Source organism: Parafrankia discariae (assembly GCF_000373365.1).
Lineage (GTDB): Bacteria > Actinomycetota > Actinomycetes > Frankiales > Frankiaceae > Parafrankia > Parafrankia discariae.
Genome location: NZ_KB891208.1, coordinates 161220 through 178152, shown reverse-complemented (window position 1 = coordinate 178152; position 16933 = coordinate 161220). Strand labels below are relative to the sequence as shown.

Genomic DNA, 16933 nt, shown 5'->3' with positions numbered 1-16933 from the left:
GGGGCGATCCCCCGGGCCTGCGGCGCTCAGCTGTCCGCGGCGGCGACGCCCACCGGGCAGGACAGGCCGGTGCCACCCAGACCGCAGTACCCGTGCGGGTTCTTGGCGTCCGACAGGTACTGCTGGTGGTACTCCTCGGCGTAGTAGAACGGGCCGGCGGGCGCGATCTCCGTGGTGATCTCCGGGTAGCCGGCCGCGGTGAGAACGCGCTGGAAGGCGTCCCGGCTCGCCTGCGCGGTCGCGGCCTGGTCCGCGCCGTCCGTGTAGATCGCCGACCGGTACTGGGTGCCGACGTCGTTGCCCTGGCGCATGCCCTGGGTCGGGTCGTGGCCCTCCCAGAACACCCGCAGCAGCTCGTCGAAGCTGACCTTCGCCGGGTCGAAGACGACGAGCACGGCCTCGGTGTGGCCGGTCTGGCCGGAGCAGGCCTCCTCGTAGGTCGGGTTCGGCGTGATCCCGCCCGCGTAGCCCACCGCGGTCGAGTACACCCCCGGGACCTGCCAGAACTTGCGCTCCGCACCCCAGAAACAGCCCATCCCGAACACCGCCGTGCGCAGCCCCTCCGGGAAGGGGCCGAGCAGGGACGTGCCGAGGACGGTGTGCCGGTCGGGGCCGGTGAAGATCGGTGTGCCGCGGCCGGGCAGGGCCTGGTCGGCAGTGGGGAGGGTCGTCTTGTGGCGACCGAAGAACATCGCGAACCACCTCCGGGGAGTTCCGACAGACACAACCATCACACCCCCCGCCAAGTTCCCGCCCCACCCAACACCCCCGCGGGCCCCCGGCCGGGGCGGGCCCCGGCCCGCCGAAAGATCTGTGGCGGGTGGGAGAGCCCGTGGGCTCTCCCACCCGCCACGGTTCAGCGAGTCGCCGCCGCCGGGGCGCCCCGATGTCGCCGGGGTGGGGTGGTTCGGGGCGGGGTCTGGGGTGGTTAGGCCAAACTGGGCTAGTTCGGCCGGTTGGGCCCGCTCAGAGGACCAGGTCCTCGAGCATGGTGGTGACGAGGGCGGCGATCGGGGACCGCTCGGAGCGGGTCAGGGTGATGTGGGCGAACAGGGGGTGGCCCTTGAGTGTCTCGATGACCGAGGCGACCCCGTCATGACGGCCGACCCGCAGGTTGTCGCGCTGGGCGACGTCATGGGTGAGGACGACCCGCGAGCCCTGCCCGAGCCGGGACAGGACGGTGAGCAGTACCCCGCGTTCCAGGGACTGCGCCTCGTCCACGATGACGAAGGCGTCGTGCAGCGAGCGGCCGCGGATGTGCGTGAGCGGCAGCACCTCGAGCATGCCCCGGTCGACGATCTCCTCGATGACCTCGGGCGACACCAGAGCGCCGAGGGTGTCGAAGACGGCCTGTGCCCAGGGCGCCATCTTCTCGTTCTCGCTGCCGGGCAGGTAGCCGAGGTCCTGGCCGCCGACGGCGTAGAGCGGGCGGAAGACGACGACCCGCCGGTGCAGCCGGCGCTCCATGACCGCCTCCAGGCCGGCGCACAGGGCGAGGGCGGACTTGCCCGTGCCCGCGCGGCCGCCGAGGGAGACGATGCCGACCTCGTGGTCGAGGAGCAGGTCGAGGGCCACCCGCTGCTCCGCGGAGCGGCCGTGCAGCCCGAAGGCGTCCCGGTCGCCGCGCACGAGCTGGATGGACTTGTCGGCGGTGACCCGGCCGAGCGCCGAGGCGCTCCCCCCGGGCGCGGTGAGCACGAGGCCGGTGTGGCAGGGCAGGTCGGCCGCCTCCGCGACCTCGACGAGCTCCTTGGCGTAGAGCCGGTCGAGGTCGTCCTGGCTGACGGTGAGGTCCGCCATCCCGCTCCAGCCGCTGTCCACCGGCGACAGGGCCTGGTACTCCTCCGCGGCGAGCCCGACCACGGATGCCTTCACACGCAGCGGCAGGTCCTTCGTGACCAGCACCACCTCGGCGCCTTCACGCGCCAGGTTGAGGGCCACCGAGAGGATCCTGGAGTCGTTGTCGTCCACGCGGAACCCCGGTGGAAGCACGGACGAGTCGGTGTGGTTGAGTTCCACTTGGAGCGTCCCACCGGTCTCCAACGGCAGTGGCTGATCCAGCCGGCCGTGGCGGATCCGGAGGTCGTCCAGGATGCGTAGTGCCTCCCGGGCGAACCAACCCAGCTCCGGGTGGTTCCGCTTACCTTCCAGCTCCCCTATGACGACCAGGGGGAGCACGACATTGTGCTCCGCGAACCGCAGCAGCGCGCCAGGATCAGAGAGCAGCACGCTTGTGTCGACGACATGCGTTCGTGGCACACGCCCACCCGCTTACTCGGAGGTATCCGGGACCGGGCCCCTGGGCAGGAGCCGGGAACCGGCCTCCTGACGTTGTCGCAGTTGCGGCACCGAGGGGCCTCCCGAGTGGCCGACCCGATGTCGGACCACGACTTGAGACGCTAGGGCTCTCACGTTAGCCGTCACCCCGCAAGATGGCGACCAACTTCTTACAACACGCTTCGCTTGTCTTTGTGTGCCCTTCGTGGTCCATGCTCGGCGAAGACCCGGCCCTAGTCACCCTCTGCGAATAATCTCACGGACCGGAACCGATCAGTTCTTCTCAGGTCGCGGCGGCGCCGGCGGCCGGACGTCCTGGCGCGGTGAGACTCTTCCCACCGCGGCCCGCCCTGGACGGCGCGGCGCCCCGGCCCGGCCGCACCCCGACCTCGGCTACCCCGCGTCGCGACCGGCCCCGACCGCCGAAACGTCGAACCGGCGCCCGCGAATGATCGCGGACGCCGGTTCGACGCCCCGGGAAGGATGCCGGCCGCGGCGCAGTCGGTCTCCTCCGGTCGTCAGCCGTTGAGGCGCTTGATGAGGGCCTCGTGCTCCGCCCACAGCTCGGCCGGCAGGCGGTCACCGAAGGTGTTGTAGTGGTCCGGGATCAGCTCCGCCTCCTGCCGCCACACCTCGGTGTCGACGGAGAGCAGGGTCTCCAGGTCGGCCTCGGAGACGTCCAGGCCCTCGGTGGGGAGCTCGCCCGGGGCGGGGAGGATGCCCAGCGGGGTCTCCGTGCCCTTCGCCTCGCCCTCGAGCCGGCTCGCGATCCAGGCCAGCACGCGGCTGTTCTCGCCGAACCCTGGCCACAGGTAGCGGCCCTCGGGGCTCTTGCGGAACCAGTTCACGTAGTAGATCCGCGGCAGCTTGGCCGGGTCGGCCCTGTTGCCGATCTCCAGCCAGTGGGCGAAGTAGTCGGCCATGTTGTAGCCGCAGAACGGCAGCATCGCGAACGGGTCGCGCCGCAGCTTGCCGATCGCGCCCGCCTGGGCCGCGGTCGTCTCGGAGGCGACGATCGAGCCGAAGAACACCCCGCGCTGCCAGTCCGGCGCCTCGGTCACCAGCGGGACGGCCGTCGCGCGGCGGCCACCGAACAGGATCGCCGAGATCGGCACGCCGGCCGGGTTCTCCCACTCGGGCGCCATGGTCGGGCACTGGCTCGCCGGCACCGTGAACCGGGCGTTCGGGTGCGCGGCCGGCTCGGTCGAGTCGGGCGTCCAGTCCCGGCCCTTCCAGTCGATGAGGTGCGCGGGCTTCTCCGGTGTGAGGCCCTCCCACCAGACGTCACCGTCGTCGGTGCGCGCGACGTTGGTGAAGACCGCGTTCCCCCACAGGGTCTTGACCGCGTTCGGGTTGGTCTCCTCGCCGGTGCCCGGCGCCACCCCGAACAGGCCCGCCTCCGGGTTGACGGCGTAGAGCCGGCCGTCGTCACCGAAGCGCATCCAGGCGATGTCGTCGCCGACCGTCTCGGCCTTCCAGCCGGGCAGCGTCGGGATCAGCATCGCGAGGTTGGTCTTGCCGCACGCCGACGGGAACGCGGCGGCGACGAAGTGGACCTTGCCGGCCGGCGAGGTCAGCTTGAGGATCAGCATGTGCTCGGCCAGCCACCCCTGGTCACGCGCCATGACCGAGGCGATACGCAGGGCGTAGCACTTCTTGCCGAGCAGCGCGTTGCCGCCGTAACCGGAGCCGTACGACCAGATCTCGCGGGTCTCCGGGAAGTGCGTGATGTACTTCGTGGAATTACACGGCCACGGGACGTCCGCCGCGCCGGGCTCGAGGGGCGCGCCCAGCGAGTGAACCGCCGGGACGAAGAATCCGTCGTCACCGAGCTGGTCCAGCGCGGGAGTTCCCATTCGGGTCATCGTGCGCATGGAGATGACAACGTAGGGCGAGTCCGTGATTTCGACGCCGAGCGCCGAGATGTGCGAACCGAGCGGACCCATGCAGAACGGGACGACGTACATCGTCCGTCCCCGCATGCATCCGGCGAAGAGCTCACCCAGCTTCGCGCGCATTTCGGCCGGATCGAGCCAGTTGTTCGTCGGGCCGGCATCCTCGGCCTTCTCCGAACAAATGTAGGTCCGGTCCTCCACGCGCGCCACGTCGCTGGGGTCCGAGGCGGCGTAGAAGCTGTTCGGGCGTTTCTCGCCGTCAAGCCGGACGAGAGTGCCCTTGTCGATGAGCAGTGATGTCAGCCGATCGAACTCGGATTCCGAGCCGTCGCACCATTCAATACGGTCCGGCTGGGTGAGTTCGGCGATCTCACGCACCCAGGCGAGCAGCCTGGTGTGCTTGGTGGGGGCGGCATCCAGCCCGGGAATCTGTGCCGCGGTCGTCACAGCTCACACCTCCGGTCGAGTTGAACCTGTCGCGTTCTCGTCCCGTGTGCGAGTGCCGTGAGCGCAGGTGCCGCGTTCGCACCCGAACACCACCAGACACCCAGGTACAAACCTGTGGGAAACGGGGCAGTTCGAGGCCGCGTTCAGGATCATTAGACTGTACCGCGCTTTCGGTGCAGAGTCGCGCGGTAGGCAGTACGCGGAAACGTAGGATCCATCACGCACCGGGACGGACTGACCGACGCTGGTCGGCTCCGCTTCGTGACCCCGATGCCGACCCGATATCGTTCTGCCCCGTGGCCTCCCTCGCACGGCAGACCGCCGGCTCCGACGACGCGACCCTGAACTCCCATCCGCGTGACCTGGTGCGACCGCGCATGCGGGGGTGGCTACACGCCGGAGCATTCCCCGTGAGCCTCGCACTCGGCGTCATTGCGGTGGCACTGGCCACGACACTGAGGGCCCGCCTCGGGGTGGCCGTTTACGCGATCAGCATTGCGGCACTGTTCGGAACCAGTGCCCTCTATCACCGAAAAATGTGGTCGACCTCACGCGCCCGCTCGCTGATGAAGCGCCTCGACCACTCTATGATCTTCGTTTTCATCGCCGGCACCTACACTCCATTCGCCCTCATCGCGATGCCGGAGCACACCGCGCGCATCGTGCTGGCCGTCGTCTGGGGCGGGGCGGCTCTGGGGGTGCTGGTGCGCATGCTCTGGCTGCACTCGCCGCGCTTCCTGATCGTCCCGCTCTACATCGCGCTGGGCTGGGTGGCCGTCTTCGTCATCCCCGAGCTGATGCACCAGGCCGGCGTGGCGGCGATGGTCCTGCTACTGGTGGGCGGCGCCTGCTACAGCCTCGGCGCACTGGTGTACGCCTCCCGGCGACCCGACCCGGCGCCCGGCACCTTCGGGTACCACGAGGTGTTCCACGCGTTCACCCTTGTCGCCGCCGGCTGTCACTACACAGCACTGATGATCGCCATGCTCGGCTGACTGGCGGCCGGCCCGCGCATGTTTGTGACGGCACGGTGACCACTGCCCGGCAGGCCGACCGCCCCGACCGACTGACCGATCCGGCCGACCGGCCCGAACGACTGACCGATCCGGCCGACCGGCCCCGGCCGACGGACCCGCCGAGCGGGCGATACGAAATACCGAATCACCCGGGGCGGGTGGCCGGCGGCCCGTCGGTGGATTCACCCCGAGGGCCGGACGGCCGTCCGAGATTCGCCGGTAATCGCCCGGGACGGGACTAGATTCCCGGTCCTTCCGACCGGATCTGCTCTACCTTTTCCATCGCCTCGCGCAGCCGGGCGAGCCAGGTGTCGGCGTTCTCCCCCACCAGCCGTACGCACCAGGCGAGGGCCTCACTGCGGCTGCGCGCCACCCCGGAATCGACCAAGGTGTCGAGAACCTGCCGCTCGGGCTGGCGCAGCCGGGTCATCACCGGAACGGACACGGTGGTGAACAACTCCGTACTACCTGCCAGTGACACGCCCCAGGACACGCTGCGGCCGTAGCGCAGTTCCGCCTCCCGGGCCAGACCGATTCGCGCGTCCCGCGTCTCCTCGCGGAATCCGCGGATTCGGCCGGCCCGGTCCGCGTCCGACGGCGGCAGCGCGCCGATCACGGTGATCTCGTCCCGGTCGACGGTGACCTTCGGCGGCCCGGTGAACCAGCCGTCGGGTACCCGGTGGGCGAACCACGCGGCGACGTCATCGGCCGGAACGGGCTCGGGCCGTTCGACTCCCCGTCCGCCCGCTCGCCCACGAAGACCGGCCATGACAGACCCCTCACCTGGTCGGATGGCACGCCCGGTCGGGCGGCACGGTGGCCCCGCCCGGGCCGGCCGGCTCGCGCCACACCCGGCCCGCGCCGTCGATTACATGCTTACACAGGCAATGGTGACAATGCGCGGGCCGTCGGGCCCAGGCCCGTTCGGCCTCAGCGAACAGGCCGGGCCCACCGCCAACCGGGTCAGGCCGGCTACCAACCGGGTCAGGCCGGGAGCCGCACTCCCAGCCGGGCCCGGACCTCCTCCGGGGTCCGGGCCGGGAGCTCGCAGACGAAGTCCCGGCAGATGTAGACGGCCGGCTCGTCCCGGCCCTCGGTCAGCGGGCCCTCGGTGACGACGACCGCGCCGGGCGCGGTACCGAGCCTGGCCAGGCGCTCCAGATCCGGCCGGCCGACCACCGCCACCTCGGCCGGCCCGGCCAGCAGGGCCTCCGCGACGGCCCCCGCCCAGCCGGCGAACCGGGCGTCCCGGCTGAGCAGCGGCGTGAGCTGCTCGACGGTCGCCCCCGCGCTGTCCCGGTGATCGGCGGAGCCGGTCAGCGCCGCGTAGGTCAGCAACGCGCCGGCGACGGCCGCCTGGCCTGAGGGGGTCGCCGAGTCGGAGGCGTCCCGCGGCCGGCGCAGCAGCGCCTCGGCGTCGTCGGCGGTGTCGAAGTAGCCGCCGTCCGGCGCGGGGAACCGCGCCCGGACCACGTCGAGCAGCTCGCCGGCGAGCGTGAGCCAGCCCGCCACGCCGGTCACCTGGTGCAGCGTGAGGAAGCCCTCGGCGACACACCCGTAGTCCTCCAGCACGCCGGCGTTCGGGCCGCGGCGGCCGTCCCGGCTGGTCCGCCCCAGCCGGCCCTCGTGCAGGTGGACGTCCCGCAGCAGCTCGGCGGCGCGCTCGGCGGCCACCACCCAGGACGGCTCGCCCAGCAGCGCGCCCGCCTCGGCGAGCGCCCCGATGACCAGGCCGTTCCAGGCAGCGACGATCTTGTCGTCCCGGGCGGGCTGCGGGCGGGTGGCCCGCGCCGCGGCCAGCGCGGCCCGGACCCGGGCGAACCTGGCGGGGTCCGCCGGGTCGACCGGCAGCATCAGCACGGACGTCCCGTGCTCGAAGGTCCCCTCCGCGGTGACCCCCAGGACCTGGGCGGCCCAGGCACCGTCGTCGGGGCCGAGCACGTCCATCAGCTGGGCGGGCGTCCAGGAGTAGCTCGCGCCCTCCTCGGGATGGCCGTCGGGGCTGCCCGCCGGCACGGCGTCGGCGTCGAGCGCCGAGGCGAAGCCGCCCTCGGGGGTGCGCAGGTCGGCGAGCAGGAAGGCCGCGGTCTCGCGCACCACCCGCTCGGCCAGCGGCAGGCCGGTGGCCCGCCACAGGTGCAGGTAGACCCGCAGCAGCTGGGCGTTGTCGTACAACATCTTCTCGAAGTGCGGGACGGTCCACGACTCGTCCACGCTGTAACGGGCGAAGCCGCCACCGAGCTGGTCGTACATGCCGCCGCGCGCCATCCGCTCGCAGGTCTCGCGCACCATGCCCAGGGCCCGGTCGTTCCCGGTGCGGGCCCAGCCGCGCAGCAGCATCTCGGCGACCATGGACGGCGGGAACTTCGGTGCCCCGCCGAACCCGCCGTGCACGGAGTCGAACCGGTCGGCCAGCCCGGCGACCGCCCGGTCGAGGAGATCGGCCGTGATCTGTGTTGTGGCCCCACCACCGGCCGCCATCCCACCGGGCGCCACCGCCTCCGCCAGCTGGCGGGCGATGTCCGCCCCGGACTGCTCGACCTCCGCCCGGCGGGCCGTCCACGCGTCCACGATGGCCGTCATGACCTGCGGGAACGAGGCGCTGCCCCGCATCGGCCGGGGTGGGAAGTAGGTGCCGGCGAAGAACGGCTCGGCGGCCGGGGTGAGGAACACCGTCATCGGCCAGCCGCCGTGCCCGGTGAGCGCGACCGTGACGTCCATGTACACCGAGTCGACGTCGGGGCGCTCCTCCCGGTCGACCTTGATGTTGACGAAGTGCTGGTTCATGTACGCGGCGATCTCGGCGTCCTCGAAGGACTCGTGCGCCATGACATGGCACCAGTGGCAGGCCGCGTAGCCCACGGAGAGCAACACCGGCACTCCGCGGGCGGTGGCCTCGGCGAACGCCTCGGGCCCCCAGGGCCACCAGTCGACCGGGTTGTCGGCGTGCTGCAACAGGTAGGGGGACGTCTGCTCCGCGAGCTTGTTGGGCACCGCACCACCATGCCATCGCCACGGCCGGGACACCGGCCGCGCCGGGGCATCAGGGCCCCTCCGGCCCACAGTCCCGCGACAGCCGTGCGCGGGAGGAGGGGGCCGTGGCCGAACCGATACGCTGGAGGCCGAAGGTGATCCCCGCTGTTCACTCGCTCCGGTCCACGACCGCCACGACCGCCACGACCTCGCCGGGCCGGCGGACGGCCGTCGTCGGCAGGGCGCGCGAGCGCGGGCGGGTCAACAGTGATCGAAGCCCTGGGATGCGACCTGCCATGAGCGAGACGACCGAGCGCGGCCCCGCCGCGGTGCCCGCGGGAACCGCGGCCGGTGACGGCGACCTGCCCCACCGGTACGACTCCCGGCTGGCCGCCGAGATCGAGCGGCACTGGCAGCAGCGGTGGCTGCGGGAGGGCACCTTCGAGTCGCCGAACCCGACGGGCCCGCTGTCCGAGGGCTTCGAGGCGGTGCGCGGCCGCGACCCGTTCTACGTCCTCGACATGTTCCCGTACCCGAGCGGGACCGGCCTGCACGTGGGCCACCCGCTGGGCTACATCGGCTCGGACGTCTTCGCCCGCTTCCTGCGGATGACCGGGCGCCACGTCCTGCACACCTTCGGCTACGACGCCTTCGGGCTGCCGGCCGAGCAGTACGCCATCAACACCGGTCAGCACCCGCGGGTGACGACCGAGGCGAACATCGCGAACATGCGCCGCCAGCTCGCCCGGCTGGGGCTGGGCCACGACACCCGCCGCGAGATCGCCACCACCGACACCGCGTACTACCGGTGGACCCAGTGGATCTTCCTGAAGATCTTCGACAGCTGGTACGACGAGGCCGCCGGGCAGGCCCGTCCGATCAGCGAGCTGGTCGAGGAGTTCACGGCCGGCCACCGCGCCGCGACCGGGCCCGGCACGGCCGAGGCGAACCCGCGGCAGGCCGCCTGGTCGGAGCTGACCGCGGCGGAGCGCCGCCGGGTCGTCGACGCGCACCGGCTGACCTACATCTCCGAGGAGCTGGTCAACTGGTGCCCGGGGCTGGGCACGGTGCTGGCCAACGAGGAGGTCACACCCGAGGGCCGCAGCGACATCGGGAACTATCCGGTCTACCGCCGTCCGCTGCGCCAGTGGATGATGCGGATCACCGCCTACGCCGACCGGCTGATGTCCGACCTGGACCTGGTCGACTGGCCGGACTCGATCAAGCACATGCAGCGGAACTGGATCGGCCCGAGCGACGGCGCGACCGTCCGTTTCTCCTCGGTCACCGGCCCGGGCGACCCTGCCGGCACCGGCGGCCCGAACGCCCCGGGCGGCCCGGCGCCGGTCGACGTCGAGGTGTACACCACCCGGCCCGACACCCTGTCGGGGGCGACCTTCCTGGTCCTGGCGCCGGAGCACCCGCTGGTCGACGCCCTGACCGCCACCGCGTGGCCGGTCGACACCCCGGCCGGCTGGCGCTTCGGGCAGGAACGCCCCGCCGGGGTCACCGACGAGCAGTGGACGCCCCAGGCGGCCGTCGACGCCTACCGGGAGTTCGCCGGCCGGCGCAGTGACCGCCAGCGCGGCGGCGCGGAGATCGACCGCACCGGCGTGTTCACCGGGACGTACGTCCGCAACCCGGTCGGCGGCGGCGTGATCCCGGTCTTCCTGGCGGACTACGTCCTGCTCGGCTACGGCACCGGCGCGATCATGGCGGTGCCCGCGCACGACGAGCGCGACTTCTCCTTCGCCCGGGAGTTCGGCCTGCCCGTTCCCGCGGTCCTGGAGCCCGACGCGGCCTGGCTGGCCGAGCGCGGCCTGGCCGCCGGTGCCCCGGCGTCGTCCTGGCCGGAGGCGTTCAGCGGCGAGGGCGGGTATCTGCCCGGCGCCGCGGACCGGCCCTCGCTGGTCGGCCTGTCCAAGGCCGAGGCGATCAAGACGACGATCGGCTGGCTGGAGGACGCCGGCCGCGGCCGGGCGACCCGCTCCTACCGGCTGCGGGACTGGCTGTTCTCCCGCCAGCGTTACTGGGGCGAGCCGTTCCCGATCGTCTTCGACGACGACGGCATGCCCCGCGCCGTCCCCGAGGACCAGCTGCCGGTCGAGCTCCCGGAGATGACCGACTTCCGGCCGAAGGCGATGGCCGACGACGACGAGAGCGAGCCCGTCCCCCCGCTGGCCCGGGCCACCGAGTGGACCACGGTCACCCTCGACCTCGGCGACGGCCCGCGCGACTACCGCCGCGAGCTGAACACGATGCCGCAGTGGGCCGGCTCCTGCTGGTACTACCTGCGCTACCTGGACCCGACGAACTCCGAGCGCTTCGTCGACCCGGCCGTCGAGCGCTACTGGATGCACTCCGAGCGCGGCCCGGCCGGTGACGGCGGCGTCGACCTGTACGTGGGCGGCGTCGAGCACGCCGTGCTGCACCTGCTCTACGCCCGGTTCTGGCACAAGGTCCTGTACGACCTGGGCCTGGTCTCGACCAGGGAGCCGTTCAATCGGCTCTACAACCAGGGCTACATCCAGGCCGACGCCTTCACCGACGAGCGCGGGATGTACGTCGCGGCGGCCGAGGTCGTCCAGGCCCCGGACGGCTCGTTCACCCACGAGGGCGCCCCGGTCAACCGGCGCTCCGGGAAGATGGGCAAGAGCCTCAAGAACAGCGTCAGCCCCGACGAGATGTACGACAGCTACGGGGCCGACACGCTGCGGGTGTACGAGATGGCGATGGGCCCGCTCGACGCCCACCGCCCGTGGCGCACCGACGACATCGTCGGCTCCTACCGGTTCCTGCAGCGGCTGTGGCGCAACATCATCGACGAGGCCACCGGGCAGCCCCGGGTCCGCGACGTCGCGCTCGACGACGAGACCGCGCAGGCCCTGCACCGGACGATCCTGGCCGTCCGCACCGACTACGCCGAGCTGCGCTTCAACACCGCCGTCGCCCGGCTCATCGAGCTGACGAACCTGGCCAGCAAGCGCTTCGGCGGCGGGCTCGACGGCCCGCCGCGGGAGCTGGCCGAGGCGTTGGTGCTGATGGCCGCGCCGCTGGCGCCGCACATCGCCGAGGAGCTGTGGACCCGGCTGGGGCACACCGGCTCGGTCTGCGCCGTGCCCTTCCCGGAGGGGGACGAGTCACTGGCCGCCGCCGCGACGGTACGGCTGCCGGTGCAGGTCAACGGCAAGGTGCGCTTCACCATCGACGTCCCGGCCGACGCGGACGAGGCGGCCGTGCGCGCGGTCCTGGAGGCACACGCGGACTACGCCCGACACACCTCCGGGCGCACCATCAAGCGCCTCATCGTGGTCCCCGGCCGGATCGTGAACATCGCCCTGGGCTGAGCCGACCCCGGCCCCACCGCCAGCCGATCCGTGGCGGTGGGGCCGAAACTCCCGGGACGAAACCACCGCCGGCTGGCACGATGGACAGGTGCTGCCGAGCGTCCTGGTGATCCGGCCGGGCTTCGGAATCCCGGCCGGCGAGCTGGCGTGGCGCTACTCGCGATCCGCCGGGCCCGGCGGCCAGTCGGTGAACACCTCCGACTCCAGGGTCGAGCTGTCGTTCGACCTCGCCCGGTCGGGCTCCGTCCCGGAGCAGCTGCGGGCGCGGGCGCTGTCCCGCCTCGACGGACGGCTGGTGGACGGTGTACTCACCCTCGCCGCCTCCGAGCACCGCTCCCAGCTCCGCAACCGGGAGGCCGCGCTCGCCCGGCTGGCCGGCACGCTGCGGGAGGCCACCGCGCCACCGCCCCGTCCCCGCAAGGCGACCCGCCCCACCCGTGGCTCGGTCGAGCGCCGCCTGGCCGGCAAGAAACGCCGCTCCACCACCAAACGCACCCGCCGCATCGGCCCGGACGACTAGGCACCCGGGCCGAACCGGGTACCGGAAACAGCACTCACAACCCTGCGACCCGGGCGGCGGGGCCACCGGTCAGGCCAGGTCCTGGTCCTTCTCCGGGCCCGCCGCCGTGCCACCGGTCACCGTTTCACCGGTGGTGGCACCACCTGCCCCCGCGCTGCTCACCGCCGCGCTGCCTGCCACCGGTTCAGCGGCCGGCGCCACGGCTGCGGCCTCGGACCGGCCCCGCTCCTGCGTCTGCGGGCCGAACTCGCCGCTGGCGACGTTCGCCCGCATCCGGCGCAGGCTGCCGGAGAGGAACGTGAACAACGCGACCGAGGCGAGGATCAGCGCGAGGACCACGAGAGCGCCGCCGGTGCCCGTGCCGATCTCCGCGGCGAGCCGCGTTCCGCCAGACGTGTCACCCACTGACCGGCACCTCCTGTCCACTCTGCCCGCTGTTCGAGGTTCGTCGGCCGATGTCTGATGTTCGTCGGCCGACGTCGTCGGCCGGGGCGTCTGCCCCGTTCCGCGACCCTACGCCGCGCCACCGACAGTCAGCGGATCCCGTTGAACAGATCGTCCTCGGGAAGGACCCCGACCTCGAGCAGCGACCGGGCGAGCTGGTAGTCCTCGGTGGGCCACGTCTGGCGCTGCAGTGCCAGCGGCACCTGGAACCAGGGCCCGCTCGGGTCGACCTGGGTGACGTGCGCCAGCAGGGCGCGGTCGCGCACCTCGAACCAGTCGGCGCAGGGCACCCGGGTGGTGAGCCGGCCGGTGTCCTCGGCGCGGTCGATCCACTCGTCGAGCCGCTTGGCGTAGGGCGATTCCAGGCCGGCGGCCAGCATTCCCTCGTGCAGGGCGAGGATCCGGTCCTTGTGGAAGGTGAGGTGGTAGTAGAGCTTCAGCGGCTGCCACGGGCCCAGGTCGGCGTCGACACCGACCTCGGGGTAGCGCGCCGGGTCACCCGCCGCCTCGAACGCCTCCACGCTGATCCGGTGCGTCATGATGTGGTCCGGGTGCGGGTACCCGCCGTTCTCGTCGTAGGTCGTGACGACCTGCGGGCGGAACTCGCGGATCAGCCGGACCAGCGGCCGGGCCGCGGCGGCCAGCTCCAGCGTGGCGAAGCTCCCTTCCGGCAGCGGCGGCAGCGGGTCACCTTCGGGCAGTCCCGAGTCGAGGAACCCCAACCACTCCTGGCGCACGCCCAGGATCCGCCGGGCCCGTTCCATCTCCTCCCGACGGACCTCGGGCAGCCGGGCGAGCACCTCGGGCGAGTCCATCGCCGGGTTGAGGATGCTGCCCGCCTCGCCGCCGGTACACGTGACCACCAGGACCTCGACGCCCTCGTGGGCGTAGCGGGCCATCGTCGCCGCGCCCTTGCTGGACTCGTCGTCGGGATGCGCGTGGACGGCCATGAGCCGCAGACCACGCTCCTGTTCGTCCGGGAGCATGCAACCATTGTGGCTGACGGCCGGACGGGCCCGGCCCGGCGTCAGCCCGGCGCGCGGCCCGCTGCCGAACGGGCGCCTCACACCGGCTCGCGGGCAGTTGACGCAGGTCAACGGGCACCGCACGCCGGTCGGCGGGTGCCCGGCCACGGACCGCCAGTGCCGCGACGGCACGGACCGCACCGGTAAGTGCCACGACCGCAGGCCCTGGGCCAGGTACGCGACCGGCGGTTCGAGAGGCCGTCGGCCGGCGATGGCCGGCGGTTCGGCCGGCCGCCCGGACAGGGGATGATCGCCCCCGGCCAGGCCGGTACGGAAGCCGGCCGGTCACCCGGCGAGACCCAGTTCACTTTCGATCTGGAAAAGTCACCGAGAGCCGTGGCAGAATACACCGTCCGCGCACGCTCCGAAGACAGCGAGGTCGCCGGCCGGCACGCCGACATCGTCGTCGGCCCGGCCTCGAGCGGCCCACCGGTCAACGGCCGCGCCGGCCCGTCGCACGGACGGCCGCGCGCGCCGGGCGAACCGACGTCGAGGACGGCCGGACCATCCGCTCGGCTCGACCTCGTGCCGACCGCCGTGGCGTCGCACGTGGCGTCGGCCATGTGCCGACCTCACGAGATCGGACGGGACGAGATCGGACGAGACGGGATTGGACGAGGCGGGAACGGACCAGGCGGGAACGGACCAGGCAGGGCCGGACAAACCGGCAACCATGATTCCCTCCAGTAAAATAAGAACTTTGGTATCCCTCGAGGAGCGTGACGCGTGACGCAGCAGACCTGGCTCACTCAGGAGGCCTACGACCGACTTCGCTCCGAGCTCGACTACCTCACGGGCACCTGGCGGACGGAGATCGCCGCGAAGATCGAGGCCGCGCGGGAGGAAGGCGACCTGAAGGAGAACGGGGGCTACCACGCGGCCAAGGAGGAGCAGGGCAAGCAGGAGGCCCGCATCCGCCAGCTGATGGACCTGCTCCGCGACGCGCGTGTCGGCCAGGCGTCGTCGGGAGCGGTCGGTGAGGCCGGGCCCGGCACGATCGTCGAGATCCGCTTCCCCGGGGAGAAGGAGACCGAACGGTTCCTGATCGGCTCACGCGAGGACCACAGCGCGAGCATCGAGGTGTTCTCGCCAGCCTCGCCGCTGGGCGGCGCCGTCACCGGACACAAGGCCGGAGACACGGTGAAGTACACGCTTCCCAACGGCCGGCCGGCCACCGTGGAGATCGTCTCGGTCGCGCCCTACGCGTCCTGACGACGTGACGCGCCGGTTGCGGACGATGCCACGCCCGGGTCCTGGGCGATGTCGCGCTCCGCGTCCTGACGATGTCGACCGTGTTCTGTCGGTGTCGCGCTCCGCGTTCCGACGAGTCGGCCCGCGTGTTCCGTGGGCGTCCCTGGCAAGCCGGGCGGAGTACGCCATAAGCGGACGACCGCCCAGTCCGCTGCGCGCGGGCCGGCGCGGACGTACCGTCGGCTGGTGGCAGATCCGCCGGCTCCGCACAGTCCGTCCACGCCTCCGACGAACCCGATCACCGTCGGCTCGACGGCCCGGAAGACGACCGACGCCCCCGGGTCCGGAACTCCGCCGACCGACATCACCCTGGCCGACCTGCGCAGATCAGGGCACCGACAGCGTTCGGTTCGCGCCGAGCTGCGCGAGAACCTCCTCATCAGGATGCGGGCCGACGAGACCCGTTTCCCGGGCATCGTCGGCTTCGACGACACCGTCCTGCCGCAGGTCGAGCGGGCGCTGTTGGCCGGGCACGACATCGTCTTCCTCGGCGAGCGCGGGCAGGGCAAGACCCGGCTGATCCGCACACTCGTCGGCCTGCTCGACGAGTGGTCACCGGCCGTCGCCGGTTGCGAGATCAACGACCACCCCTACGCGCCGGTGTGCGGCCGGTGCCGCCTGCTGCTCGCCGAGCTGGGCGAGCGGCTGCCGATCACCTGGCGGCACCGCTCGGAGCGCTTCGGCGAGAAGCTCGCGACCCCCGACACCAGTGTCGGTGACCTGATCGGCGACGTGGACCCGGTGAAGGTCGCCGAGGGCCGCACCCTCGGCGACCCGGAGACCGTCCACTACGGGCTGGTCCCGCGGACCAACCGCGGCATCTTCAGCATCAACGAACTGCCCGACCTGGCCGAGCGCATCCAGGTCTCGCTGCTCAACGTGCTCGAGGAGCGCGACATCCAGGTCCGCGGCTACCTGCTGCGGCTGCCGCTGGACCTCCTGCTGGTCGCCTCGGCGAACCCGGAGGACTACACCAACCGGGGCCGGATCATCACCCCGCTGAAGGACCGCTTCGGCGCCGAGGTCCGCACCCACTACCCACTGCGTCTGGACGACGAGCTGCGGCTGATCCGGCAGGAGGCCGTGGTCTCCTGGGCCGACTCGCCGCTGGGCCGGCCCGAACTGCCCGACCATCTCATCGAGGTGGTCGCCCGCTTCACCCGGGCGGTGCGCGAGGCACCGCAGGTGGACCAGCGCTCGGGTGTGTCGGCCCGGCTCGCGGTGGCGGCGGCGGAGACGGTGGCCGCCTCGGCCGTCCGCCGGGCGGCGCTGACCGGCGAGGACACCGCCACCGCGCGGGTCGTCGACCTGGGCGCGATCATCCCGGCGGTCCGGGGCAAGGTCGAGTTCGACCAGCTCGAGGAGGGCCGCGAGGAAGAGGTCCTGGCCCTGCTGCTGCGCCGCGCGATCGCGGAGACCTTCCGGGCGAAGCTGGCCGGCACCGATCTCTCCGGCCTGCAGCAGCGCTTCGAGCGCGACGGCGCGGTCGAGACGGGCGACCTCGTGCCGGCCGCCGAGCTGCTGCGGCGGGTGGGCCCGGTGCCGGGTCTGGCGGCGATCCTGAACCGTCTCGACATCGACGGCGCGGAGTCGCCGGGGCTGGCCGCCGCCGCCCTGGAGCTGGCGATGGAGGGCCTGCACCTCAACCGCCGGCTCGCCAAGGAGGAACTGCCCGGCCGGACGGTCTACGGGGGCTGACCGCCGGCACCGGGCCCCGCACCACTCCACCCACCCGTGC

12 protein-coding genes are annotated in these 16933 nt (G+C 72.3%); 5 read left to right on the top strand and 7 right to left on the bottom strand.

Annotation, left to right across the window (positions count from 1 at the left end; all coding sequences use genetic code 11):
* Positions 1-26: 26 nt before the first annotated feature.
* From msrA to B056_RS0112185, 3 genes are all read right to left on the bottom strand, one after another.
* A complete protein-coding gene (gene msrA, locus B056_RS0112195; protein WP_018502146.1) occupies positions 27-692 on the bottom strand; it encodes a peptide-methionine (S)-S-oxide reductase MsrA in 666 nt (221 codons plus the stop codon).
* Positions 693-966: 274 nt separating this feature from the next.
* Positions 967-2259 (bottom strand): PhoH family protein, encoded by a 1293-nt coding sequence (locus B056_RS0112190; RefSeq protein ID WP_026239612.1) that lies wholly within the window; start codon positions 2257-2259, stop codon positions 967-969.
* Between the two features lie 536 nt (positions 2260-2795).
* The gene (locus tag B056_RS0112185; RefSeq protein ID WP_018502144.1) at positions 2796-4619 is read right to left on the bottom strand and encodes a phosphoenolpyruvate carboxykinase (GTP); all 1824 of its coding nucleotides are present in this window, start codon (positions 4617-4619) and stop codon (positions 2796-2798) included.
* Between the two features lie 173 nt (positions 4620-4792).
* Between B056_RS0112185 and trhA the strand changes: the two genes are divergently transcribed.
* A complete protein-coding gene (gene trhA / locus B056_RS0112180) occupies positions 4793-5614 on the top strand; it encodes a PAQR family membrane homeostasis protein TrhA (RefSeq protein ID WP_195905897.1) in 822 nt (273 codons plus the stop codon).
* 259 nt (positions 5615-5873) lie between these two features.
* On the opposite strand, the gene B056_RS0112175 is transcribed toward trhA, so the two are convergent.
* Both B056_RS0112175 and B056_RS0112170 read right to left on the bottom strand, forming a co-directional pair.
* On the bottom strand, positions 5874-6404 hold the full coding sequence (locus B056_RS0112175) for a hypothetical protein (RefSeq protein ID WP_018502142.1): 531 nt from the start codon (positions 6402-6404) through the stop codon (positions 5874-5876).
* 215 nt (positions 6405-6619) lie between these two features.
* The gene (locus B056_RS0112170; protein ID WP_018502141.1) at positions 6620-8629 is read right to left on the bottom strand and encodes a thioredoxin domain-containing protein; all 2010 of its coding nucleotides are present in this window, start codon (positions 8627-8629) and stop codon (positions 6620-6622) included.
* A gap of 275 nt (positions 8630-8904) precedes the next feature.
* Here B056_RS0112170 and B056_RS0112160 point away from each other — a divergent pair, with 275 nt between their 5' ends.
* Together B056_RS0112160 and arfB are read left to right on the top strand one after the other, a co-directional pair.
* Positions 8905-11955 (top strand): leucine--tRNA ligase, encoded by a 3051-nt coding sequence (locus tag B056_RS0112160; RefSeq protein ID WP_018502139.1) that lies wholly within the window; start codon positions 8905-8907, stop codon positions 11953-11955.
* Between the two features lie 88 nt (positions 11956-12043).
* Positions 12044-12475: an alternative ribosome rescue aminoacyl-tRNA hydrolase ArfB gene (arfB, locus tag B056_RS0112155; protein ID WP_018502138.1), complete on the top strand. Its 432-nt coding sequence runs from the start codon at positions 12044-12046 to the stop codon at positions 12473-12475.
* A gap of 69 nt (positions 12476-12544) precedes the next feature.
* Here arfB and B056_RS0112150 read toward each other — a convergent pair whose 3' ends face one another.
* Both B056_RS0112150 and mca read right to left on the bottom strand, forming a co-directional pair.
* The gene (locus tag B056_RS0112150) at positions 12545-12880 is read right to left on the bottom strand and encodes a hypothetical protein (RefSeq protein WP_018502137.1); all 336 of its coding nucleotides are present in this window, start codon (positions 12878-12880) and stop codon (positions 12545-12547) included.
* Positions 12881-13008: 128 nt separating this feature from the next.
* Positions 13009-13905, bottom strand: a complete 897-nt coding sequence (mca, locus tag B056_RS0112145; protein WP_026239609.1) for a mycothiol conjugate amidase Mca — start codon at positions 13903-13905, stop codon at positions 13009-13011.
* 765 nt (positions 13906-14670) lie between these two features.
* On the opposite strand from mca, the gene greA reads away from it, so the two are divergent.
* Complete coding sequence (gene greA / locus B056_RS0112135; protein WP_018502134.1) at positions 14671-15156, top strand: transcription elongation factor GreA; 486 nt, start codon at positions 14671-14673, stop codon at positions 15154-15156.
* Positions 15157-15381: 225 nt separating this feature from the next.
* Entirely contained in the window at positions 15382-16893 is a 1512-nt protein-coding gene (locus B056_RS0112130) for a magnesium chelatase (RefSeq protein ID WP_018502133.1), read from the top strand.
* Positions 16894-16933 lie beyond the last annotated feature (40 nt).

What these genes read in the sequence shown, in the direction of transcription:
- B056_RS0112160 (WP_018502139.1), top strand. Translation starts at nt 8,905, where the DNA reads ATGAGCGAGACGACCGAGCGCGGCCCCGCCGCGGTGCCCGCGGGAACC.
- mca (WP_026239609.1), bottom strand. Translation starts at nt 13,905, where the DNA reads ATGCTCCCGGACGAACAGGAGCGTGGTCTGCGGCTCATGGCCGTCCAC.
- msrA (WP_018502146.1), bottom strand. Translation starts at nt 692, where the DNA reads ATGTTCTTCGGTCGCCACAAGACGACCCTCCCCACTGCCGACCAGGCC.
- B056_RS0112175 (WP_018502142.1), bottom strand. Translation starts at nt 6,404, where the DNA reads ATGGCCGGTCTTCGTGGGCGAGCGGGCGGACGGGGAGTCGAACGGCCC.